Genomic DNA, 22,031 nt, shown 5'->3' with positions numbered 1-22,031 from the left:
CAGGCCAGACCGCCCTCTTGCGTCCACGCGCGACAATGGACGGTGGCCCTTCCTCAGGGTGGGCGCCATCCGAACCGTACGAGGAGGACACGACATGGCGGAGCCCACGCCGCGTCGCAACGAACCGCGGCTACGCCCCGCGCCCCTGCTCTTCGAGCCCGCCGCGGCCGCGGCGGACCCGGAGCACTTCTTCGACCTGGAGTCGATCGACGACCCCCGGGCGCTGCTGTCGCGGGCGACCGAGCTGACGCTCGCGTTCCGTGCCGCGGCCGACCGGGCGGTGGAGTACCAGGCGATCGCGGCGGCGCAGCTCGCCGACCCGCGCCGCTTCGACCGGCTGAGCCCCGCCGACATCGCCGAGCGCGCCATGTGGACCGAGGACTACGCCAAGAAGATGGTCGACTTCGGGCGTGACCTGCTGCGTGGGGTCGAGGGCGGCGTGCACGCCAACCCCGCCGACCCCATGTGACCCGCCCGGCCGCCACCCGGAGACTCCACCCCCCGCGGGCATATGCCGGGCGGGCAAGATACTCCGTCCCCCCTCCCCCTGTCCCGGTTTCCCGCAACCGAATGGAAGCGGCCGCTCACAGCCGGTAGATGTAACCGGCATGAACCGCACCGGGAACGAGCCCTTCGCCGACCACCCCGCCTCCGTCACCGCGGACGGCGCTGCCTGGCTGGCCTCGGCAGGAACGTATCCCCGCAGCACACTGGCGCTCTGGCGGGAACGCCCCGACGCCCCGGTCGTCCTGCCCTGCGGCACCGCCTTCGACGTGGTCAACGCGCCGGCGATGTTCGGCCGCCGGATGCTGGACCGGCTGTGGGCCGAGGGCCCCGGCTCCGGTCCGGTGGCCGTGCACCGCGGGCGGATGCTGCTGTTCACCGCCCCCGGCACCGCACACCGGCTGCCCTCGCTGCTGGAGTGGGAGGAGTGGGGCGCCCGGGGCAGGGAGGCCGGCGGCGGCCGCGCCGCGTCCGTCCCGCCGCTGCTGTGCCACGGCACGGGCGACGCGGTGACCGTCCCCGCCCCGGCCGGGCAGCCGTCCGCCTCCCGCTGGCTGGTGGCCCCGGACACCCGTCACCCCTGGCTGCCGGGCCCGGAGATCCTGCTCTGGGCGGCCGTGCGGGCGGCTCGCGCGGCCGTACGGATTTCGATTTTTCCTCCCGCCGACCAGGGTGCTAAGGTCTACGACGTCAGCAGGCGCCGCTAGCTCAGTTGGTTAGAGCAGCTGACTCTTAATCAGCGGGTCCGGGGTTCGAGTCCCTGGCGGCGCACGATGACGACGGCGGGTGAATCAGGCGATTCACCCGCCGTCTCTGTTTCACGCCATCTACGTTTCATCCCGGCGTGATCGTGACCGTGTACGAGCCCGAGGCCGTACGGTTCTCCACCTCCACGCGTACGCCGTCCCCGGGCACGGTGAAGGTCTCCCCCACGGAGATCGGGGCGTCGGCGAGCGGCGGGTAGACGGAGTTCTCCCAGCAGGCCCGGGTGTGCGGGTGGGCGTCGATCACCTCGACGGGACCGCCGCCGGACTCGGCCCCGCTGCGCACCCGGTAGACCAGCACCCCCGACCGGCACCCGCCCGCGTCGTTGCCGGTCCGGTCCCGCGCCTCGACGGCCAGCGCGCTGTCGCTCCCGGTCCGCACCACCGCCAGCTTCGTCCCGCTGCCCAGCCCGAACGGCGGCGCGGCGGCCGCACCCGACGCGTCGGCTCCCGACGCCGCCACGCCCACGGCCGCCCCGCTCGGCCCGGCCGGCCTGCCCGGTTCGGCAGGCGTACTCGGTCCCGCAGGCGCGCTCGGCCCGGCGGGCCCGCCCGGTTCGGCAGGCGTACTCGGTCCCGCAGGCGCGCTCGGCCCGGCGGGGCCGCCAGTGCCGGGCCCGGCCGCGGCCGGCTCGCCCGGGCCGCGCGGCCCCACCTCCACCGGCTCCAGGGTCAGCCGGGTCGGCCCCGTGCCCCGTACGCACGTCACCTGGCGCGGGTCCAGCCAGCCCAGCTTCCACTTGTGCCAGGCGAACAGGTCGGGCGCCAGAGCAAACTGACTGCCCATCAGATCCCAGTCGCCCACATAGGTGTCCCAGTCCCCCTTGCCGTCCGCCGGCCGGTGGTAGAGGTCGGGCAGGTCTAGGACGTGGCCCGTCTCGTGGGCGAGGACGAGCCGGTCCGGCGGGTGCCGCTCGAACACCGTCACCACCCGCCGGATGTCCTTGCCGTCGGCCCGCAACGGGGTGTCCAGGTTGACGACCTTCGTCGCGTCGGAGTCGACGCCCGGCGCGTCGGGGTCGGCGACCAGGTACACGACGTCGTAGCGCGAGAAGTCGACCTGCGGATCGGCCACGGCGAGCGCGTCGCGCAGATAGGCGGCGCGGTCCCGGGCGTTCCAGTCGCGGTGCATGGCGTACGCCGTGGAGGGGCGCGGCATCCGGATCCAGTGCCGCAGCGGGTGCGGGCGCAGGGTGAACTTCCCGTAGGAGGCCTGCTCGAAGAAGCGACTGGTGGCCGGGAAGTGGTCGGCGGCGAGTTCGGCGGGCGTGGTGAGCGGGACGGAGTCCGGGAAGGACAGGAAGATCATCACGGCGTCCAGCGAGCGGGTGGGGCGCTCGTAGGAGGCGTTCCAGGTGTCCACGCCCTCCGAGTGGTGGGCGTCCGTGCGGTGCAGGGCGCAGGGGGTGGTGGAGAAGGGCTCGGCGACCGAGGGGCCGGTCAGGATGGAGGTGGCCGCGACCGCCGACAGGGTGGTGAACACCGCGGCGGTGCTGCGCAGTCGGGGCCGCGCCTGGGGACTGTTCAGCGCCTCGAGGGCGTCACGGCCGAGCGCCTTCAGGGGGAGCTGACGCGGCACGGGGACCTCCGGGTGCGGTTCGCGGGGACACCGCACCCAGCCTGTGCGACTTTGTAGGGGTACGCCCTGTTTGTCTGCACCGGAAGGGTGAGAACTGCGGCTTCACGAGGGACGGCTCCGTGACCCGCCGGGGAGAGCGAAACGAAGGGCGACACCCCGGAACACTCACGGAACGTCACAAGTGGTCGGCCGACCGAAGAACCCGTCCAGGTGCGGGCAGAAACGATCTGTCACGAAGGCCGCTCGCTGTCGAACACCGGCAAGTGGCTGGAAGGGGTCAGGCGCCAGCATCTATGATCGGCACACTTTCCTGGCACTTCCCTGCGCGGACACGGGCCCGGCGGCCGTCAGTCACCCGGCCGGCCACCCGACGAGACCGATACGAAGACCGAGTGCACTGCGGGAGCGAGCGGTGAGCGGAACGTCCGAAGGGCCGACGCCCGCGGCAGACCTCAGCCGTCTGAATGTCACACAGGGTGATGTTACGAAGGCTCCGGGTGCGGACGCCGTCGCGGCGCCGGTGGCCTCCTCACCGGTCGGCGAGGAGACCGGCGTGACCGCGGCGGCCGGCGTCGCCGCCACCGCCCGCACGGTCGGCTTCACTCCCATGGCGGATCCCGCCCCCGCCCGCACGGAGTTCACCCTCCCGGCCGAACCCCTCCGAACACCGGAGCCCACCGGACCCCCCGCCGCACCCACACCGGCGCCCGCACCCGCACCCGCACAGGACGAACCCCCCTCCTTCCGCTCCGCCTTCACCGCCGCCCCGCTCGCCATGGCCGTGGTCGACCGCGAGGGGCTGGTGGTCAGCGCGAACGAGACGTGCGGCGCACTGCTCGGCGCCCCGCCGGACGAGCTGGCCGGGCAGGTCGCCGCCGACCTGGTGGACCTCGCCTCCGACGCCCGCGCCTGGCACGCGTACCGCGAGGTCCTGCGCGGCCGGCGGGCCCGGATGCGCTGCACCCGGCTGCTCAAGCACCCCGACGGCCGCTCCCTGTGGGTGCAGGTCGCCCTCGCGCCGCTGCCCGCCGGGTCCGGCGGGTCCGGCGGGTCCGGCGGGTCGGGCGGGTCCGGCGGGTCCGGCGGAGTGCTGCTGTCCCTCACGGACATCAGCGCCCGGCGCGAACTCCAGGACCGGCTGCGGCACTTGCGCAGCCACGACCCGGTGACCCGGCTGCCCAACCGCACGCTGTTCTTCGAACGCCTGTCGGCCGCGCTGGAGGCGGGGTCGCAGGCCGGGCCGGAGCCGGCGGAACCGGGCTCGGAGCCGGAGCCGTACGAACGCGGCCGCACCGGCCGGGTCGGCCTGTGCTACCTGGACCTGGACGGTTTCAAGGCGGTCAACGACACCCTCGGCCACCGCATCGGCGACCGGCTGCTCGCCGCCGTCGCCGAGCGGCTGACCCGGTGCGCCGACGAGGCGGGCTACGGCCGCGCCAGCGCCCCGCTGGTGGCCAGGCTCGGCGGCGACGAGTTCGCGCTGCTGGTGGAGGACTCGACCGGCACCGAGCAACTCGCCGCCCTCGCCGAGTCGGTGCTGACCGCCCTCCAGGCGCCGTTCGAGATCTCCGGGCGCCGGCTGTCGGTGTCGGCGTCGATCGGCGTGGTCGAGCGGCGCACGGACGGCACCTCGGCGACCGCGCTGATGCAGGCCGCCGACACGACGCTGTACTGGGCGAAGGCCGACGGCAGGGCCCGCTGGACGCTGTTCGACCCCGAGCGCAACGCCCACCGGATGACCCGTCAGGCCCTGGTGTCCACCCTGCGCGCGGCCATCGAGCGCGGCGAGTTCACCCTGGAGTACCAGCCGCTGGTCGGCATGGAGGACGGGCGGCTGCGCGGGGTGGAGGCGCTGGTGCGCTGGCGGCACCCGCAGTTCGGTGTGCTGACGCCGAATCGGTTCATCACACTGGCGGAGGAGGACGGCTCGATCGTGCCGCTCGGCCGCTGGATCCTGGCCACCGCCTGCCGCCAGGCCCGCCGCTGGCAGCTGGACCACCCCGGCGAGCCGCCGATCTTCGTCAGCGTCAACGTGGCGGTACGGCAGGTGTGGGACTCGGACCTGGTGGCGGACGTGGCCGAGGTGCTCGCGGAGACCGGGCTCGCCCCGCACCTGCTCCAGCTGGAGCTGACCGAGTCGGCGGTGATGGGCTCGGCCGGGCGGCCGCTCCAGGCCCTGCGGGCGCTGAGCGACATGGGCGTGCGCATCGCCATCGACGACTTCGGCACCGGCTACTCGAACCTGGCGTACCTCAGCCGTCTGCCGGTGTCCGTGCTGAAGCTGGACGGCTCCTTCGTACGGGGCTTCCAGCACGAGGCGCGCACCGGGGCGGCCGACGAGGTCATCGTGGAGGCGATGATCCAGCTCGCCCACCGGCTGGGCCTGAGCGTGACCGCCGAGTGCGTGGAGACCTCCGACCAGGCGAGCCGGCTGCGGCGGATCGGCTGCGACACCGGGCAGGGGTGGCTGTACTCCCGCCCGGTGTCACCGGACCGCATCTCCGAACTGCTGGACGACCACGCCTGCGGGCGGCGCTGAGCGGCCGCGGGCCGGGATCAGCTGACGGGCAGTCCGTAGGCGTCCGCGATGAGTTCGTAGGAGCGCACCCGGACCTCGCCGCTGTGGGCGTTGCTGGTGATCATCAACTCGTCGGCGCCGGTGCGCTTTTGGAGGTCGTCGAGTCCGGCCCGCACCTCGTCGGGGGTGCCGTGGACGACGTTGGCGTTCCAGGAGGTGACGAACTCCCGCTCCATCGGGCTGAAGTCGTACGCCTCCGCCTCCTCCGGGGTGGGCACGAGGCCGGGGCGGCCGGTGCGCAGGCGGACCATGTTCAGCGCGGCGGCGAGCACCTGGCGGCGGGCCTCGCGCTCCTCGTCGGCGGCGAGGGCGGCGACGCCGATCAGGGCGTACGGCTCGTCGAGCACCGCGCTCGGGCGGAAGGACTCCCGGTAGAGGTCGAGGGCCGGGATCGTGTTCTGCGCGGAGAAGTGGTGGGCGAAGGCGAAGGGCAGGCCCATCATGCCGGCCAGGCGTGCGCTGAAGCCGGAGGAGCCCAGCAGCCAGACCGGCGGCCGGTGCGGTGACTGCACCCCGCCGGGCGAGGTGGCCTGGACCGGACCGGGCACGGCGTGGATACGGCGGTAGGGGTGGCCGTCGGGGAAGTCGTCGTCGAGGAAGCGGACCAGCTCCGCGAGCTGCTGGGGGAAGTCGTCGGCGCCCTCGTTGAGGTGGTCGGTGCGGCGCAGGGCGGCGGCGGTGGCGCCGTCGGTGCCCGGGGCGCGGCCGAGACCGAGGTCGATGCGGCCGGGGGCCATGGCCTCCAGGGTGCCGAACTGCTCGGCGATGACCAGCGGGGCGTGGTTGGGCAGCATGACGCCGCCCGAGCCGAGGCGGATGCGTTCGGTGTGGGCGGCGAGGTGGGCGAGGATCACGGCCGGTGAGGAGGAGGCGACGCCCGGCATGGAGTGGTGCTCGGCGACCCAGTAGCGGTGGTAGCCGCGGTTCTCCGCGAGGCGGGAGAGGGTGACGCCGGTGCGCAGCGCGTCGGTCGCGGTGCGCCCGGCGCCCACGGTCACCAGGTCCAGTACCGACAGCGGTACGGGCGCGCTGCCGCGGGCCTCGCCACGTATCTCGTCTGCCACGGGTGTGCCTCCTGCTGTCGTGCCTGTATTGCCCTGACGGGCGTCAACAGGAGGCACTCCGTGTTTGTTCCTCGTTCGTTCCCCCGGCCTCCGCGGGCGTGAGGCGAGGGCCGTGGGTCGGGTCAGGCGGCCAGGGCGTGCCCCGGGTGGAGGACGACCTTGGTGTAGCCCTCGACGCGCTTGTCGAACTTCTCGTAGGCCTGTGGGGCCTGGTCCAGTGGGAGCTCGTGGGAGACCACGAAGCTGGGCTTGGCGCGGCCCGCGATGATCATGTCGCGCAGCTGGCGGTTGTACTGCTTGACGTTGCACTGGCCGGTGCCCATCTGCTGGCCCTTCTCGAACATCTTGCCGATGGAGACCAGGAGCTGGCCGTGCTTGGCGTGCTCGTCGGGCGCGCCCGGGTCGGAGGGCACGTACAGGCCGGGGATGCCCAGCAGACCGGTGGGCCGTACCGTCTCGACCAGGGTGTTGAGGACGACGGCGGGCTCCTCGTGGCTGGTGTCCTTGTGGGACGTGGCCTGGTAGCCGACCGCGTCCACGCCCTTGTCGGTGCCCTCTCCTCCTGTCTGTTCCTTGATCTGCGCGGCCGGGTCGCCCTTGCTGAAGTCGATGGGGATGGCCCCGATCTCCTCCGCCTTGGCGAGCCGCTCCGGCACCCGGTCGACGGAGAACACCTTGGCGGCGCCGCGCAGCAGCGCCGAGTAGGCGGCCATCAGGCCCACCGGGCCCGCGCCGTACACGGCGACGCTCTCGCCGGGCTTGACCTGGGCGAGCTCGCAGCCGTGGTAGCCGGTGGGGAAGATGTCGGCGAGCAGCACGAAGTCGGTCTCGAACTCCTCGCCCGGCGGCAGCTTCAGGCAGTTGAAGTCGGCGAAGGGCACCCGCAGCCGCTCCGCCTGCCCGCCGGTGTACGGGCCCATCGCCACGTATCCGTAGGCGCCGCCCGCGAACCCGGGATTCACCGTCAGGCAGAAGCCGGTCTTGCCGGCCAGGCAGTTCTTGCAGAAGCCGCAGGCCACGTTGAACGGCATCACCACACGGTCCCCCTGGGACAGCGAGGTCACCCCGTCACCGACCTCCTCGATGATTCCGAGGTTCTCGTGGCCGAAGACGATGCCCGCCTCGGCGGCCGTACGGCCCTCGTACATGTGCAGGTCCGATCCGCAGATCGCGCTCGACGTGACCCGTACGATCACGTCGTTCGGGTGCTGGATCCGTGGATCGTCGACGTCCCTCACCGTCACGCTGAAGGGCTTCTCGTAGACGACGGCTTTCACCTTCGGTCACCTCCGCGTCGGACACTGGACGACGGCGGCGACGGCGGGCCGCTTGACGTGGTCGTCGTCGCGCCGCCGGACCATTCCAGGTAACGCCTCCCCGGCGGCGCCCGCAACCCGCGCCCGCGCTCACACCTGCACGATCGGCTCCCGGGTGAACAGAGCTCCCAGACCAGGGGCGTTGACCCTCCGGTCGGTCAGCCGCAGCGCCTCCCACACGGTGACCTGGTTCGCCGTGAGGACCGGCTTGCCGAGCGCGTCCTCGAGGGCGCCGACGTGGGACGCGGTGTGCAGGGCGGTGTCCGGCAGTACGACCGCCTCGGCCTGCGCGGTGTCGGCCGCCCGGGCCAGCTCCAGGACCTCCGGCTCGCCCCAGGACGCGACCTGCGCGGCCGTGGTGACCCCCGCGCTGTGGGCGGCGGCGACCTCCAGGCCCGCGCCCCGCAGGAAGTCCGTGAAGAGTTCGGTCACCTCCTGCGGGTAGGCCGCCGCGACGGCCACCCGCCGTACGCCCAGCTCGCGCAGCGCGTGCTCGAAGCCGAAGGAGGTGGAGGAGGCGGGCATGCCGGCCGTGCGCGCCAGGGTGCGCACCTGCTCCTGGGCGCCCTCCCGGCCGTGCGTGAAGCTGCCCGCGGTGCTCGCCCACACCACCGCCTCCACGCCGGACAGCCGCAGCGCCTCGACCCCCTCGGCCAGCCGCCGGGCCGAGCCCGTCTCACGCAGCGCGTCCAGCCCGTACACGCCGTCGCCCATGGCGGTGTGGACCACGTCCACCCGGATGTCACTGCCCAGGAGCTGTTCGATGCGCGGATAGTCGTCCTCGGCGAAGTGGCCCGGGTAGAGGATTCCGAGTGCCGTCATGACCAGCCTTTCTGCCGTCGTGGTGGCGGAAACAGGGCTCGGGTACCCCGTGCACGCGACGCAGCCTCCCGTCGCGGCACGGTCACCGTTTCCCCATCGCTCCCGCACAAACCGCGCGGCATGGCCCCGATGCACTTGGGTAGCTGCGCGCCCATGGCTCCACCACTTTCACTCGGTAAGCGCAGACGGACAGCGGGGCCGGCGGGCCCCGGCCGCCGGTCGCTGCTCGCGGGGGTCGCGGCGCTCGGCGCGCTGGGCGCCGCCGGCTGCAGCCGCGTGGCGACGGCCTCCACCCGGGAGGGCGGCGACCTGCTGGGCCGGCTGCGGGCCCAGGGCGTCGTGCGGCTCGGCATCGCGGGCGAGATCCCGTTCGGGTACATCGACAAGGACGGGCGGCTGACCGGTGAGGCGCCGGAGCTGGCCAGGGTGATCTTCAAGCGCCTCGGGGTGGACCGGGTGCAGCCGGTGCCCACCGAGTTCGGCTCGCTGATCCCTGGCCTGAACTCCCAGCAGTTCGACGTCGTGGCCGCCGGGATGTACGTCAACCCCGACCGCTGCGAGCAGGTGATCTTCGCCGACCCCGACTACCAGATGCTCGACGCCTTCATCGTCCGCAAGGGCAACCCGCTCGGGCTGCACAGCTACCAGGACGTGGTGCGCAGGAAGGCGAAGTTCGCCACCGGCACCGGATACGCGGAGATCCAGTACGCGGTGGAGGCCGGCTACAAGCAGGGCGACATCCTGATCGTGCCCGACCAGGTGGCCGGGCTGAACGCCGTCGAGGCCGGACGCGTGGACGTCTTCGCCGGTACGGCGCTCACCGTTCGCGAGGTGGTGAAGAAGTCGTCCAAGGCGGAGGCCACCAAGCCGTTCGCGCCGCTGGTGAAGGGCGAGCCGCACGTCGACGGCGGCGCGTTCGCCTTCCGCCCGACCGAGACACGGCTGCGGGACGCCTTCAACGCCGAGCTGCACCGGATGAAGAAGAGCGGCGAGCTGCTGCGGATCCTCAGGCCCTTCGGGTTCACGAAGGAAGAGATGACGGATCTGACCGCGAAGGAGCTGTGCGGCGGATGACCAAGGGACTGTGGGAACTCGTACTCCAGGGCGTGTGGACCACCGTCCAGCTGCTGGTCCTCAGCGCCCTGCTGGCCACGGCCGTGTCCTTCGTCGTCGGCGTCGCCCGCACCCACCGGCTGTGGATCGTCCGCTTCCTCGCGGGCTTCTACACCGAGGTGTTCCGCGGGACCTCCGCGCTGGTGATGATCTTCTGGGTGTTCTTCGTGCTGCCGCCCGCCTTCGGCTGGCAGCTGGTGCCGATGTGGGCGGGCACGCTCGCGCTCGGGCTGACGTACGGGGCGTACGGCTCGGAGATCGTGCGCGGGGCGCTGAACGCGGTGGACCCGGCGCAGCGGGAGGGCGGCATCGCGCTGAGCTTCACGCCCTGGCAGCGGATGCGGCTGATCCTGCTGCCGCAGGCGGTGCCGGAGATGATCCCCTCCTTCTGCAACCTGCTGATCGAGCTGCTCAAGGGCACCGCGCTGGTGTCGGTCATGGGCATGGGCGACCTGGCCTTCAGCGGCAACCTGGTGCGCCTGGCGCTCCAGGAGAGCGCGGAGATCTACACGTACGTGCTGCTGATCTACTTCGTGATCGCCTTCGCGCTGACCCGGCTGATGCGAGGGCTGGAGAAGCGGCTGAAGCGGGGGGTCGGCAAGGACCCGCTGCACGAGGCCGGCGCGCGGGAACTCAAGCGCGCCGAGACGACCGGCGTCGGGGCCGCGGGAGGTGGTGTCGCGTGAAGTGGGACTGGGGCGCCGTACGCGATTTCATGCCGCACTTCTGGGACGGCCTGCTGGTCACCCTCCAGGCCCTCGCCCTCGGCTCGCTGATCTCCTTCGCGCTGGGCCTGGTGTGGGCGCTGCTGATGCGCACGCCGAGCCGGTGGGTGCGCTGGCCGGTGGGCGCGGTGACGGAGTTCGTACGGGACACACCGCTGCTGGTGCAGCTGTTCTTCCTCTTCTACGTGCTGCCCGAGTGGGGGCTGACGTTCTCGGCCCTGACCACGGGCGTCTTCGCGATCGGGCTGCACTACTCGACGTACACGATGCAGGTCTACCGGGCCGGCATCGAGGCGGTGCCGGCCGGCCAGTGGGAGGCGGCGACGGCGCTGAACCTGCCGCGGCGGCGGACGTGGACCGCGGTGATCCTGCCGCAGGCGATCCGCCGGGTCGTCCCGGCCCTCGGCAACTACGTGATCTCCATGCTCAAGGACACTCCGCTGCTGATGGCGATCACGGTGCTGGAGATGCTGGGGCAGGCGCGGCTCTTCTCCCAGCAGCACTTCCAGTTCACCGAGCCGCTGACCGTGATCGGCGTGGCCTTCATCCTCGTTTCCTACCTGGCCTCCCTCCTCCTGCGAGCACTGGAGCGACGTCTTGTCCGTTGACACCGCCAAGAACCCCGACCGTCCGACGACCCCCGGCTCCTCCGACGCATCCGGCTCCGGCACCGGGGAGCTGATCCGCCTGGAGAACGTGACCAAGCGGTTCGGCGACCACACCGTCCTCGACGGGCTGGACTTCTCCGTCGACACCGGCAAGCACGTCACGCTGATCGGCCCCTCCGGCTCCGGCAAGACCACGATCCTGCGGATGCTGATGACCCTGACCAGGCCCGACGAGGGCACGATCACGGTGGACGGGGAGCGGCTCTTCCCGGCGCCGCCGAAGCAGGTCCGGGAGATCCGCAAGAAGATCGGGATGGTCTTCCAGCAGTTCAACCTGTTCCCGAACATGACCGTGCTCAGGAACATCACCGAGGCACCGGTCACCGTGCTCGGCATGTCCAGGGACGAGGCGGAGGCCCGCGCCCGCGAGCTGCTGGAGCTGGTGGGCCTCGCCGACAAGTGCGACGCCCGGCCCTCCCAGCTGTCCGGCGGGCAGCAGCAGCGGGTGGCGATCGCCCGCGCGCTGGCCATGCGGCCGCAGGTGCTGCTCCTGGACGAGGTGACCTCGGCCCTCGACCCCGAGCTGGTCGCGGGCGTCCTGGACCTGCTGCGGGACATCGCCCGCAGCACCGACATCACGATGCTGTGCGTGACCCACGAGATGGGCTTCGCCCGGGACATCTCCGACCAGGTGCTGATGTTCGACTCGGGGCGCGTGGTGGAGGCCGGCTCCCCGGAGAAGATCTTCGGCGACCCGGAGCAGGAGCGCACCCGGGAGTTCCTCGGCGCGGTGCTGTGAGTACGGCGGGAAGGCGGGCGCGGCGGGCCGCCTCGCCCGCCCCCGATCTCCTCAACGACCCCTCACGGCAAGGTGCTTGACCGTTACCGTGGAAGGGATTGCCTGACCGGATCACGGCCCAGACAGCGAGCGCAGGGGGAAACCGTGGCGCTGAAGCACGAGCCGACCGCCCCGTACCACTCGGCCCAGGACGCGCTGCGCGTCCTGGAGACGGTGGCACGCGACTCCACCGGGATCGCGGACGCCGAGCTCGGCCGCCGCACCGGCCTCGCCCCCGAGCGGCTGGCCGCGCTGCTGCGCATGCTGCGCCGCGAGGGCTACGTCGAGCAGGTCGCCGGCGGCGGTCACGTCACCGGGGCCGCCCTCGCCCGCCTCGGCGCCGCCCGCGGCCACGAGCAGGCCCTGCGCGACCAGCTCCAGCGCATCCTCGACCGGCTGCGCGACTCGCTCGGCGCGGCCGTCTACATCAGCCGCTACGTCGACGGCGAGGTCCGCGTCACCCAGTACGCCGACGGCCCGGCCACCCCGGCGGTCAACGAGTGGTTCGACTTCCGCTGCTCGGCCCACGCGACTGCGGTCGGCAAGAGCCTGCTGACCCAGCTCGACCACGAAGGCCGCCGCGACCGTCTCGCCCGGTACCGCATGACCCGGCTCACCTCGCGCACGATCACCAGCGACAAGCTGCTGCTCTCCCGGCTGGAGGCCCAGCCGGCCACGGTCCCGGTGCTCGACCTCCAGGAGTACGCCATCGGCACGGTGTGCGCCGCCGTCCCCGTCACGGCCGGCTCCGCCGTGGGCTGCCTGGCGCTGTCGCTGCCCGTCGAGCACGCGCACCGGCTGCGCCGTGCGGCGCAACGGCTCAACCGGGACGCGGCGCCGGTGATGCTGTCGCTGGCGATCTAGGACCCGGGCCCGGGTGGTCACGAGCACCCCCGTGGACCAGGTAGTATTTTCTTCGTCGCCGGCCGCGAAGAGCGGACGGCGGGAGTCATGCGCCGCTAGCTCAGTTGGTTAGAGCAGCTGACTCTTAATCAGCGGGTCCGGGGTTCGAGTCCCTGGCGGCGCACAGATGAAGGGCCCTCGCGAAAGCGGGGGCCCTTCGACGTGCGGGCAGCGGGCCCCGGCCGTCAGCCCGCACGCCCAGGCCGGTTAGTTGAGCATGTTCACACCCACCTCGGAGTCGGCTTGCCGGCACCGTGCGCACAGGCCCACCGTCAGGTCCCGGCGCGCGTCCAGCGCGGCCACGCTGCGCCGGTGCATGGCCTCGGCCACCTCGGGGGCGTACTCCACCCGGGCCGGCCGGACCGCCAGCACCTCAAGGCCGGCCGACGCCGTCTCCCGCGCCACCAGCCGGGTCAGCGCCTCCCCGGCCGTCTCCGTCCCGTGCGTGCCGCCCGGCGCCGCCATCGCGACCCGGGCGAGGGCGGCCTCCACGCACGCGTGCAGGAACCCCTCGTGGTCGTCGACGCCGAGCACGGCCCGCGCGGTGTCCCGCACCCGCCACACCACGAGCACCGAGACCCGCAGCGCGATCCCGTCCCCGTCGGCGGCCGGCATCGGCCCGCCGCGCCAGTGCCGCAGCCGTACGTCGACCCGGCGTCTGCGCACCAGCGGGCTGACCCACATCAGCCCGGTGCGCCGGACGGTCCCCCGGTAGCCGCCGAAGAGACCGAGCACCCACGCCCGCCCGGTCCGCCCCCTGAGCAGCCCGCCGAACCCCGACGCCCCGAGGGCCCCGGCCCCGGCGTACGCGGCCCACTGCGGCAGCCCGAGCCCGGCGCCCACGCCGGCCGGCAGCCGCAGCACCTGTTCCGCGAGCGGCGGCAGCACTCCCGCCCACCAGGAGGTGAGCACACAGCCCGCCGCCCCGCAGGCCCCGGCCAGCAGCCCCACCGCCCCCGGCAGCACCCGGGCCGGCCGCTCCACCGGTCCGGGGTCGGGGCCCGCCGCCGGGCGCGCGGGCGCGGGCACCCGGCGGCGCCGGAAGCGCGGCTGCTCTCCGGTGCCGCGCCGGCCGCCGACGACCGTGGACGCCACGGGCGGCACGTCCGGGCAGGGGTCGTCGCGGAACAGCAGGTGGACGGGGATCTCGGTGGTCGCCTCGTTCTGGATGAGCCGCGCCCCGAAGGGGCCGCCCCGGCCGCCCGGGGGCGAGGTGCGCTCGCACCCCTCGGGATCGGGCACGGCGGAAGCCGTCGTGCTCGTGCCTGCCATACCTGCCTCCAGCCTCCGCGCCAGACGGTTCAGGACAGTGGGTCACTTCTCGGGCCGCGTCCCGGGTTCGCTTCGCGGGTTCACTTCTGCAGTTCATTCCTCACGCCGCCCCGGACGCGCCCCGCCTCAGGCCAACGGCCGCCGCCAGGTCTCCGGGCCCGGGTGGCCGTCCGCCGCGCCCCGGTCCGCCGTGGACCGGCGCGGCCCTGGCCCGGCCGGGCAGAGGTGGCCGTACCCCTTGGCCACCAGCCGCTCCCGCAGTCGGGTGAGGTACTCGTTCTCCGCGCCGGGCCCGAACACCCCGCTCCCCGGACAGCCGGGCACGGGCAGCGGGGCGGGTGCCGGCGCGGGCCGGGGAGGCGGCGCGGCCGACGGGGACCCGTTCGCGCGGGCCAGCGCACGGGTGACGCCCTTGTAGCGGTAGGGGACGTACCGCGAGGAGTGGCTCCAGTAGGCGTACGGGGTGACCTTGCGGCGGGTGCGCGGCGGCGCCTGCTCGTAGGCGAGGTAACGGGTGTGCGTGTGGTCGCTCCAGCCGCCGAACAGCACCACGTGCGAGCCATTCAGGGGGTTGGCGGGATTGTGGTAGAGGAGGATGTCGCCCGGCTGGAGCCGGTCCTTGGTGGTCCTGACCGCGTACCGGGCGAGGCTGCCCGTCCACTCGTTGCGCGGCAGGTTCCAGGCCATCGAGACGAAGCCCGAGCAGTCCTGGCGGTATCCGTCCGGCCAGAACGCGTACATGCTGTACGGCACCTTGGCGCTGATCCACTTCTTGGCCCTGGCGAGGATGGCCGTGCGGGTGGTGGCGTGGACCACGGCAGGGGTGCCCGTCTTGACCGGCTCCCCCACCGGTCCGTGCAGCGGGGCCGGCTCCCCCTGCGGGGTCTCCACGTCGTCGCCCGCGACGGCGCCGGGCCGGGCGGGGACGTGCCCGGCGGCGCCCGCCGGGGGCGCGTGGCCCGCGCCGAGGGCGGCGGCGGTCACGGCCGCCACGAGGAGCGTGCGATACGCATCACATTTCGTACGGACACTCATGGATCTGCGCACGTTGATCAGTTTCACAACGGTCGCCAGCACGCGCATGTTGACGGTCCGAATGACGTACTCGACGCATTGAACGACGTACTGAACGACGTACTGCAAAAAGACCCCCCGCTTTTGCGAGGGGCCTTCTCCGTCTGTGCGCCGCCAGGGACTCGAACCCCGGACCCGCTGATTAAGAGTCAGCTGCTCTAACCAACTGAGCTAGCGGCGCCTGCTGACGTCGACAACTCTACAGGACACGGAACCGTGCTCCCGACCACCAGGCGCCCCCATGGTCGCACCTCTGTACGTTTTCGCACCCGAACTCCTTTTTTCGCATCTTGTGATCATGGCGAACGCTGTAGAACCCTTGATGCCACGATGCCGCCTTTGGGTGGCAGTTGGGGGCATTGGGGGGTTTTCGAAAGACAGTTTGAGCCGGTTGCCCGGTGTGCGGGGAGAAGGGGCCTTCGCGCGTCGGCGGCTGCCGAGGGGGGCAGCCATGCAACGGCAGTGAACCGATCAACACGCGCCGACCCGCGCGTGTGGGGGGATGACTCATGACGTCGACGCCTGCCGGCGCGCGCCGAGCCGGCACCGGATACGACTACGAGCACTACAGCCGCCTGGCCGGACCGCTCACCCGGCCCGATCCGGACCGGCCGTACCGGGTGCGCTACCGCTCGCTGATCTCGCAGGAGCCGCACCGCGTCCGCGTGGCGCTGATGCTGGCCGCCGCGCCGCTGCTCTCGCTGGTCCTGCTGGGCTGGCTGATGCGCCCGGAGCACTGGACCGAGCGCGACTACCCGGCCTACGGCTTCCTGCCCGCGCTGGACACCGTGATGCTCGTCTCGATCGGCCTGATCGAGCTCTTCCGCTGCCTGAACGTGCTGTCCAACGCGCACGCCACCCTGGTCGCCCGCGACCCGGTGCCCGTCGTGCCCGAGACCGGCACCAAGGTGGCCTTCCTCACCAGCTACGTGCCCGGCAAGGAGCCGCTGGAGATGGTGACCAGGACCCTGGAGGCGGCCGTCCGGCTGCGCCACCGGGGCCTGCTGCACGTCTGGCTGCTCGACGAGGGCGACGACGAGGAGGTGAAGGCGGTCTGCGCGCGCCTGGGCGTGCACCACTTCACCCGCAAGGGCGTCGAGCGCTGGAACCGGCCCAAGGGCCCGCACCGGGCGAGGACCAAGCACGGCAACTACAACGCCTGGCTCCAGGCGCACGGCGACGCCTACGACTTCTTCGCCTCCGTCGACACCGACCACGTGCCGCTGCCCAACTACCTGGAGCGGATGCTCGGTTACTTCCGCGACCCGGACGTCGGCTTCGTCATCGGCCCGCAGGTCTACGGCAACTACGACACCTTCGTCACCAAGGCCGCCGAGTCGCAGCAGTTCCTCTTCCACGCCCTGATCCAGCGCGCCGGCAACCGCTACGGCGCCCCGATGTTCGTCGGCACCTCCAACGCGGTGCGCATCCGCGCGATCAAACAGATCGGCGGGCTGTACGACTCGATCACCGAGGACATGGCCACCGGTTTCGAGATGCACCGCGCGAAGAACCCGGCCACCGGCCGCAGATGGAAGTCGGTCTACACCCCCGACGTGCTCGCCGTCGGCGAGGGACCGGCCGCCTGGACGGACTTCTTCACCCAGCAGCTGCGCTGGTCGCGCGGGACGTACGAGACGATCCTCAAGCAGTACTGGAAGGGCTTCGGCTCGCTGCCCCCGGGCCGCCTCTTCAACTACACCATGATGATCATCTTCTATCCGATGTCGGCCCTCAACTGGATCCTCGCCGCGCTGAGCTGCGCGCTCTTCCTCGGCCTCGGCGCCTCGGGCGTGAACATCGACCCCACCGTCTGGCTGATGCTGTACGGCAACGCCTCCGCGCTCCAGATCGGCCTGTACCTCTGGAACCGCCGGCACAACGTCTCCCCGCACGAGCCGGAGGGCTCCGGCGGGGTGGCCGGCATGGTGATGTCGGCGCTCTCGGCCCCCATCTACGCGCGCTCGCTCGTCGACGCCGTGCTGCGGCGCAAGAGCAGGTTCGTGGTGACCCCCAAGGGGGAGTCGGCGAGCCCGGACACGCTGTTCGGCACGTTCCGCGTGCACTGGTTCTTCGTCGTGGTCTTCGGCGGCTCGATCACCGCCGGCCTCGTCCTCGGCCACGCCCACCCCGCGATGCTGGTCTGGGCCTCCCTCGCCCTGCTGATCACGGCCGCGCCGATCCTGGCCTGGTGCTGGGCGCTACGGCTGGAGCGGCGGGGCGTGCCGCCCGAGGCCGCCGTGCCGCCGCCCGTCCCGGCAGTCCCGGTACGGGCGGTCCTGCCGGCGCCGGCCGCCCTGCCGGCGCCGCAGGACTCCGTGCCCGCGGGCCACGCGGCGCGCGTCCCGCAACGGCTGCCCAGCTGGGCCGGGGCCGGGCGGGCCACCGCCGAGGGGACGGGTGAGCACACCATGCGCATCGCCCTGGGCGGTCTGCGGGGAGCGGGAGGACGTGAGGAATGAGGGACCGCAGTCGTTTCCGCCGCGCCCGCAGGCTGGGGATCGGCGCGGTGGTGGTGGCCGCCCTGGCGGGGATGAACGGGCCCTGGCTCTACCGCTTCGGCTCGGAGCGCTACCACGAGTACAAGATCAACAGGCCTGAGTACAAGGCGGCCAACGGCCACTGGCAGATCGTCGAGTTCCCCAAGGAGTACCGCCAGGACACCATCCACGCGGTGCTCCTGCACACGGGCAAGGTGCTGCTGGTCGCCGGGTCGGGCAACAACCAGGCCAACTTCGACGCCAAGCGGTTCGACACCCGCGTCTGGGACCCGGTCAAGGGCACGATCAGGAAGGTGCCCACGCCCAACGACCTGTTCTGCACGGGCCACACCCAGCTCGCCGACGGCAGGATCCTCATCGCGGGCGGCACCAAGCGGTACGAGAAGCTCAAGGGCGACGTCACCAAGGCCGGCGGCCTGATGATCGTCCACAACGAGAACCCGGACAAGCCGGTCACCCTCCCCGCGGGCACGAGCTTCACCGGCAGGGCGGGCGGCAAGACGTTCGTCTCCAAGGACCCGGTGCTGGTCCCGCGCGCGAAGAAGAACTTCGACAGCGGGACCGGCCGGTTCCTCGGCAACACCCCGGGCCTCGGCCGCATCTACGTCGAGGCGCAAAGGAGCGGCGCGAAGTACGAGACCGGAACCCAGGACAACTACCGGATCCGGGGACTGACCGGCGCCGACGCCCGCAACACCTACGGGATCGCGCAGAAACTCGCCCTGGACAAGAAGGACTTCCAGGGGATCAGGGACGCCTACGAGTTCGACCCGGTCGCCGAGAAGTACATCAAGGTCGACCCGATGAACGAGGCCCGCTGGTACCCGACGCTCACCACCCTGAGCGACGGGAAGGTCCTCAGCGTCTCCGGACTGGACGACATCGGCCAGCTGGTCCCGGGCAAGAACGAGGTCTTCGACCCGGCGACGAGGAAGTGGACGTACACCCCGAAAATCCGTCAGTTCCCCACCTATCCCGCGCTGTTCCTGCTGCCGAGCGGCAGGCTGTTCTACTCGGGCTCCAACGCGGGCTACGGCCCGGACGACGTGGGCCGCGACCCGGGCCTGTGGGACGTCGACAGCAACCGGTTCACCAGGCTGCCCGGGCTCAGCGACCCGGACCGGATGGAGACCTCCGGCACGGTCATGCTGCCGCCCGCGCAGAACGAGCGGTTCCTGGTGATCGGCGGCGGCGGGGTCGGCGAGTCCGCGCTGTCCAGCAGGCGCACCCGGCTCATCGACCTCAAGTCCGCCGACCCGCGCTTCACGAACGGGCCTTCGCTGGAGAAGGGCACCCGCTACCCGCAGTCCTCGATCCTCCCGGACGACTCCGTGCTGGTCTCCGGCGGCTCCGAGGACTACCGGGGCCGCGGCGACTCCGACATCCTCCAGGCCCGCCTCTACGACCCGGTGGCCAACACCTTCAGGCGGGTCGCCGACCCGCTCGTGGGCCGCGACTACCACGCGGGCTCCATCCTGCTGCCCGACGGCCGGGTGATGTTCTTCGGCTCCGACCCGCTCTACGGGGACAAGGCCGGCACCAGGCCAGGCAGGTTCGAGCAGCGCATCGAGATCTACACCCCGCCCTACCTGTACCGGGACGCGCGGCCCTCGCTGTCGGGCGGCCCCGGCACGATCGCGCGCGGCGGCTCGGGCACCTTCGTCTCGCAGCAGGCCCCGGCGATCCGGAAGGCGCGGCTGATCCGGCCGAGCGCCGCCACCCACGTCACCGACGTCGACCAGCGCTCGATCGCCCTGGACTTCAAGGCGTCCGGCGACCGCGTCACGGTGACGGTGCCGAAGAACCGGAACCTGGTGCCGCCGGGCTGGTACATGCTCTTCGTGGACGACGACCAGGGCACGCCGAGCAAGGCGAAGTGGGTGAAGGTCCCGTAGGTCAGCGGCTCGCGCGGGCCAGCTTCAGCGCGTAGTCGGCCCACCAGTCGCCCGCCTTGGGGCCGCCCTTGCACGTGCCGTCGGACTCGCCGGGCCGCTTGACCCACAGATAGGCGTCGGCGAGCGGGTCGGCGGTCCTCGTCGTGGGGGGCTCGCCGAGCGCGCGTCCGGGCGGGTTGCACCAGCGCTCGTCCGGACGGCCCGCGGTGTAGGGGCCGTTGCCGTTGCGGCTGGTGTCGACGACGAAGTGCTTGCCGCCGACCTTCGCCGACAACTGCCTTCCGTACTCCAGGGATTGCCGGGTGGAGTAGAAGTTGGAGACGTTGACGGCGAAGCCGTCCGCGCGGCCGACCCCGGCCCGCTCCAGCGGCTCGCGGATCTCGTCGGGACGGCCCCAGCCGGCGTTGCCCGCGTCGAGGTAGACCCTGGTGTTCTTCAGGGACTTGAGCCGGTCGACCGCGCCGCTGAGGAGGTCGTAGCGCTCCTCCTCGAAGGCGCCCTCGGTGCAGCCGTCCACCAGGTGCAGCACGGCGTCCGGTTCCAGGACGACGGTGGCGGACCGGTCGCCGATGCCCCGGGCCACGCCGTCGATCCAGGCCCGGTAGGCGTTCCCGTCGGCGGCGCCGCCCCGCGAGTACTGGCCGCAGTCGCGGTGCGGGATGTTGTAGAGGACGAGCAGCGCGGTGCGGCCGGCGCGCTGTGCGGCCTCGGTGAAGCCGCGCGCCTCCCGCTCGGGGTTCTCCGGGCCGATCCACTCGCCGGTCGGCTGTTCGGCGATCTTGCGGATCTGCGCGGCCTCGGCCCCGCGGCCCTCCTTGGCGTAGGCGGCGACCTGACGGGCCGCCCTGCTGTCCGGATTCACCCAGAAGGGGTCGGCCTCCTTGGGCCGCTGGGTGATCGCGGCGGCCTTGCCGCCGTCGCCGTCGTCCCCGCCGCCCGCGGAGGAGCAGCCCGCGGCCAGCGGCACGGCCCCCAGCACCAGCCCCAGCACGGCCGCAGACGCCCGTGCCCGCCTGCGGCGGGCACGCGGAACGAGCCCCCTCACGCCGTACATGCGACTCCCCCTCGGTGCACTCGGCCAGGCCGTCTCCCATGCTGGCACAGCGAGCGGGTGTCACGGGTCTGGGCCGGGGCGGCCGACTCGGTCTAGAGTGCTTTACCCCCCACATGGCTCATCCCCTGAGACCACCAGACCTCCGAACCTCCCGCGCCGGACGCCGGGTTACTCCCGCAGCCCGGGCGCGCGCGGTCGAGGGCCCGCCCGGTCGGCGGCTTCGGGGGGAGCGGGCCGCCGACCGGGCAGGTGCGCCGGCCGTCCTGTGCCACGGCTCAGGATCCGGTGCCCGTCAGGTACGCGTGCACCACTACGTCCGTGGCGCCGCCGTACGTCACCAGCAGCAACTCGGCGCGGTCCGGGTGCCGTTCGGACGGGGCGAGCCGCGCGCGGGCCGACTCGGCGGGCCCCGAGGGCCCGGTGTGCCCGGCGCGGTCCACACGGTCCACGGTGAAGTCGGCGGCGGTGCCGTCGCCGCGGGCGACACGGACCGTGGCGCCGGTGCCCAGCGTGCCGAGCTCTCGGAACACCGCGCCCCTGGCCCCCGTGCGGGCCTGCCCGATCAGCAGCGCGGTGCCGGGCGCGCCGGGTTTCACGCCGGCGCCGTACCAGCCCACCGCGCCCGCCGGTTCGGCGGGCGGGGCCAGTCTGCCTTCCGCGTCGGCGGCGCGGGCCACGACCGGGGCGCGCACCCCGAGGGCCGGGACCTCGACCAGCCGGGGCAGAGCGTCCTTCAACGGATGGGCGGCGGGCGGGAGCCGGTCCCCGGCCGGGCGGCCGACCGCGGCGATGTCGCCCGTGGCCGGGCTGGACAGCGCCTGCCGTACGTCGGTCAGGTCGCGGCCCCACAGCCACAGGCCGAGCAGCAGCACCGTCCAGGCCAGTCCGGTCAGCAGGCGGGCGGTGGCGCGGGACCGTTCACCGCCGGACATCGTGATCGCTCCCCCGGTCGGCGCCCCGGCCGCGGCGGCCCTTGCCGAGGAGTTTGGGCAGCAGGAGGGAGGCCGCGGCGGCCCCCGCGAGCAGCAGTCCGGTCACCGCGTGCAGCGTGCCGGGAGCGGCCGCGACGGCGCGCCGGGCCGACGTACGCGCGCTCGGTGGTGTGGTCCGTGGTGTGCTCGGTCGCGGGGCCGGGGGGCGCGCGGGCGCCGCCGGCACGGACAGCACCGGTGTGGCGGGGGCGCGCACGGCGCGGTCCCGCGGGGCCGCCGCACGGTCGGCCGCGTGGTCCGCCGCGTGCGCCGCGGGGACCAGGGCCGCGGCGGCCAGCAGTCCCGCACAGACGGTGAGGCGTAGTGGACCCATCGTGAACAACCTCCGTTACCAGGAGACTGCCGATGGGTCCACCCCGCATCCGCGCGGGACGCGCCGTGCTCCGTTCGGGTGAGATCGGCGCGAGCGGCGAGTGCCGTCAGAACGGC

19 protein-coding genes and 3 tRNA genes are annotated in these 22,031 nt (G+C 72.7%); 12 read left to right on the top strand and 10 right to left on the bottom strand.

Translation table 11 applies throughout. The features are described from left to right. The first annotated feature begins 94 nt into the window (after nucleotides 1-94). The 3 genes from IE217_RS15110 (at nucleotide 95) to IE217_RS15100 (ending at nucleotide 1,275) form a co-directional block, all read left to right on the top strand. On the top strand, nucleotides 95-469 hold the full coding sequence (locus tag IE217_RS15110; protein WP_190178364.1) for a DUF8844 domain-containing protein: 375 nt from the start codon (nucleotides 95-97) through the stop codon (nucleotides 467-469). 139 nt (nucleotides 470-608) lie between these two features. After that, nucleotides 609-1,211, top strand: a complete 603-nt coding sequence (locus IE217_RS15105) for a bifunctional DNA primase/polymerase (protein ID WP_190178363.1) — start codon at nucleotides 609-611, stop codon at nucleotides 1,209-1,211. Beyond that, nucleotides 1,202-1,275, top strand: a tRNA-Lys gene (locus IE217_RS15100). Before IE217_RS15105 ends, IE217_RS15100 begins: the two co-directional genes overlap by 10 nt. 63 nt (nucleotides 1,276-1,338) lie before the next feature. Here IE217_RS15100 and IE217_RS15095 read toward each other — a convergent pair. Further along, nucleotides 1,339-2,847, bottom strand: a complete 1,509-nt coding sequence (locus IE217_RS15095; protein WP_190178362.1) for a M6 family metalloprotease domain-containing protein — start codon at nucleotides 2,845-2,847, stop codon at nucleotides 1,339-1,341. Between the two features lie 412 nt (nucleotides 2,848-3,259). Between IE217_RS15095 and IE217_RS15090 the strand changes: the two genes are divergently transcribed. Continuing rightward, on the top strand, nucleotides 3,260-5,386 hold the full coding sequence (locus tag IE217_RS15090; RefSeq protein WP_229865308.1) for a putative bifunctional diguanylate cyclase/phosphodiesterase: 2,127 nt from the start codon (nucleotides 3,260-3,262) through the stop codon (nucleotides 5,384-5,386). A 17-nt stretch (nucleotides 5,387-5,403) separates the two neighbouring features. Here the strand turns inward: IE217_RS15090 and IE217_RS15085 are convergent, their stop codons facing one another. From IE217_RS15085 to IE217_RS15075, 3 genes are all read right to left on the bottom strand, one after another. Next, nucleotides 5,404-6,489 (bottom strand): LLM class flavin-dependent oxidoreductase, encoded by a 1,086-nt coding sequence (locus IE217_RS15085; protein WP_190178361.1) that lies wholly within the window; start codon nucleotides 6,487-6,489, stop codon nucleotides 5,404-5,406. Between the two features lie 122 nt (nucleotides 6,490-6,611). Continuing rightward, on the bottom strand, nucleotides 6,612-7,766 hold the full coding sequence (locus IE217_RS15080) for a glutathione-independent formaldehyde dehydrogenase (protein ID WP_190178360.1): 1,155 nt from the start codon (nucleotides 7,764-7,766) through the stop codon (nucleotides 6,612-6,614). 129 nt (nucleotides 7,767-7,895) lie between these two features. Next, on the bottom strand, nucleotides 7,896-8,627 hold the full coding sequence (locus tag IE217_RS15075; protein ID WP_190178359.1) for a maleate cis-trans isomerase family protein: 732 nt from the start codon (nucleotides 8,625-8,627) through the stop codon (nucleotides 7,896-7,898). A gap of 153 nt (nucleotides 8,628-8,780) precedes the next feature. Here IE217_RS15075 and ehuB point away from each other — a divergent pair, with 153 nt between their 5' ends. From ehuB to IE217_RS15045, 6 genes are all read left to right on the top strand, one after another. Beyond that, on the top strand, nucleotides 8,781-9,701 hold the full coding sequence (gene ehuB, locus IE217_RS15070) for an ectoine/hydroxyectoine ABC transporter substrate-binding protein EhuB (RefSeq protein WP_190178358.1): 921 nt from the start codon (nucleotides 8,781-8,783) through the stop codon (nucleotides 9,699-9,701). After that, nucleotides 9,698-10,426, top strand: coding sequence for an ectoine/hydroxyectoine ABC transporter permease subunit EhuC (ehuC, locus tag IE217_RS15065; protein WP_190178357.1), 729 nt, complete (start codon nucleotides 9,698-9,700; stop codon nucleotides 10,424-10,426). Before ehuB ends, ehuC begins: the two co-directional genes overlap by 4 nt. Continuing rightward, the gene (gene ehuD / locus IE217_RS15060; RefSeq protein WP_190178356.1) at nucleotides 10,423-11,073 is read left to right on the top strand and encodes an ectoine/hydroxyectoine ABC transporter permease subunit EhuD; all 651 of its coding nucleotides are present in this window, start codon (nucleotides 10,423-10,425) and stop codon (nucleotides 11,071-11,073) included. The genes ehuC and ehuD overlap by 4 nt, the downstream gene beginning before the upstream one ends. Beyond that, nucleotides 11,063-11,872 (top strand): ectoine/hydroxyectoine ABC transporter ATP-binding protein EhuA, encoded by an 810-nt coding sequence (ehuA, locus tag IE217_RS15055; protein ID WP_190178355.1) that lies wholly within the window; start codon nucleotides 11,063-11,065, stop codon nucleotides 11,870-11,872. Before ehuD ends, ehuA begins: the two co-directional genes overlap by 11 nt. A 144-nt stretch (nucleotides 11,873-12,016) precedes the next feature. Next, nucleotides 12,017-12,775, top strand: coding sequence for an IclR family transcriptional regulator domain-containing protein (locus tag IE217_RS15050; RefSeq protein WP_190178354.1), 759 nt, complete (start codon nucleotides 12,017-12,019; stop codon nucleotides 12,773-12,775). Between the two features lie 89 nt (nucleotides 12,776-12,864). Next, nucleotides 12,865-12,938: transfer RNA gene (locus IE217_RS15045), tRNA-Lys, on the top strand. A gap of 83 nt (nucleotides 12,939-13,021) precedes the next feature. Here the strand turns inward: IE217_RS15045 and IE217_RS15040 are convergent. From IE217_RS15040 to IE217_RS15030, 3 genes are all read right to left on the bottom strand, one after another. Next, nucleotides 13,022-14,086 (bottom strand): SPFH domain-containing protein, encoded by a 1,065-nt coding sequence (locus tag IE217_RS15040; RefSeq protein WP_190178353.1) that lies wholly within the window; start codon nucleotides 14,084-14,086, stop codon nucleotides 13,022-13,024. Nucleotides 14,087-14,212: 126 nt separating this feature from the next. After that, nucleotides 14,213-15,070 (bottom strand): hypothetical protein, encoded by an 858-nt coding sequence (locus IE217_RS15035; protein WP_190178352.1) that lies wholly within the window; start codon nucleotides 15,068-15,070, stop codon nucleotides 14,213-14,215. 197 nt (nucleotides 15,071-15,267) lie between these two features. Next, nucleotides 15,268-15,341 (bottom strand) — tRNA-Lys (locus IE217_RS15030). Between the two features lie 328 nt (nucleotides 15,342-15,669). Between IE217_RS15030 and IE217_RS15025 the strand changes: the two genes are divergently transcribed. Then, nucleotides 15,670-17,622, top strand: coding sequence for a glycosyltransferase family 2 protein (locus IE217_RS15025; RefSeq protein ID WP_229865307.1), 1,953 nt, complete (start codon nucleotides 15,670-15,672; stop codon nucleotides 17,620-17,622). Further along, on the top strand, nucleotides 17,619-19,556 hold the full coding sequence (gene glxA, locus IE217_RS15020; RefSeq protein WP_190178351.1) for a radical copper oxidase GlxA: 1,938 nt from the start codon (nucleotides 17,619-17,621) through the stop codon (nucleotides 19,554-19,556). The genes IE217_RS15025 and glxA overlap by 4 nt, the downstream gene beginning before the upstream one ends. Before the next feature lies 1 nt (nucleotide 19,557). Here the strand turns inward: glxA and IE217_RS15015 are convergent, their stop codons facing one another. From IE217_RS15015 to IE217_RS15005, 3 genes are all read right to left on the bottom strand, one after another. Further along, nucleotides 19,558-20,610 carry a glycoside hydrolase family 6 protein gene (locus IE217_RS15015; protein WP_190178350.1) on the bottom strand — a complete coding sequence of 351 codons (1,053 nt, stop codon included), beginning with the start codon at nucleotides 20,608-20,610 and terminating at the stop codon, nucleotides 19,558-19,560. Nucleotides 20,611-20,885: 275 nt separating this feature from the next. Next, nucleotides 20,886-21,542, bottom strand: coding sequence for a sortase domain-containing protein (locus IE217_RS15010; protein ID WP_190178349.1), 657 nt, complete (start codon nucleotides 21,540-21,542; stop codon nucleotides 20,886-20,888). Next, nucleotides 21,529-21,915 carry a hypothetical protein gene (locus IE217_RS15005; RefSeq protein ID WP_190178348.1) on the bottom strand — a complete coding sequence of 129 codons (387 nt, stop codon included), beginning with the start codon at nucleotides 21,913-21,915 and terminating at the stop codon, nucleotides 21,529-21,531. Before IE217_RS15005 ends, IE217_RS15010 begins: the two co-directional genes overlap by 14 nt. Between the last annotated feature and the right edge of the window lie 116 nt (nucleotides 21,916-22,031).

The organism is Streptomyces naganishii JCM 4654, assembly GCF_014650575.1.
GTDB classification, from domain to species: Bacteria; Actinomycetota; Actinomycetes; order Streptomycetales; family Streptomycetaceae; genus Streptomyces; species Streptomyces naganishii.
This window is presented reverse-complemented; position numbering and strand designations above follow the sequence as displayed.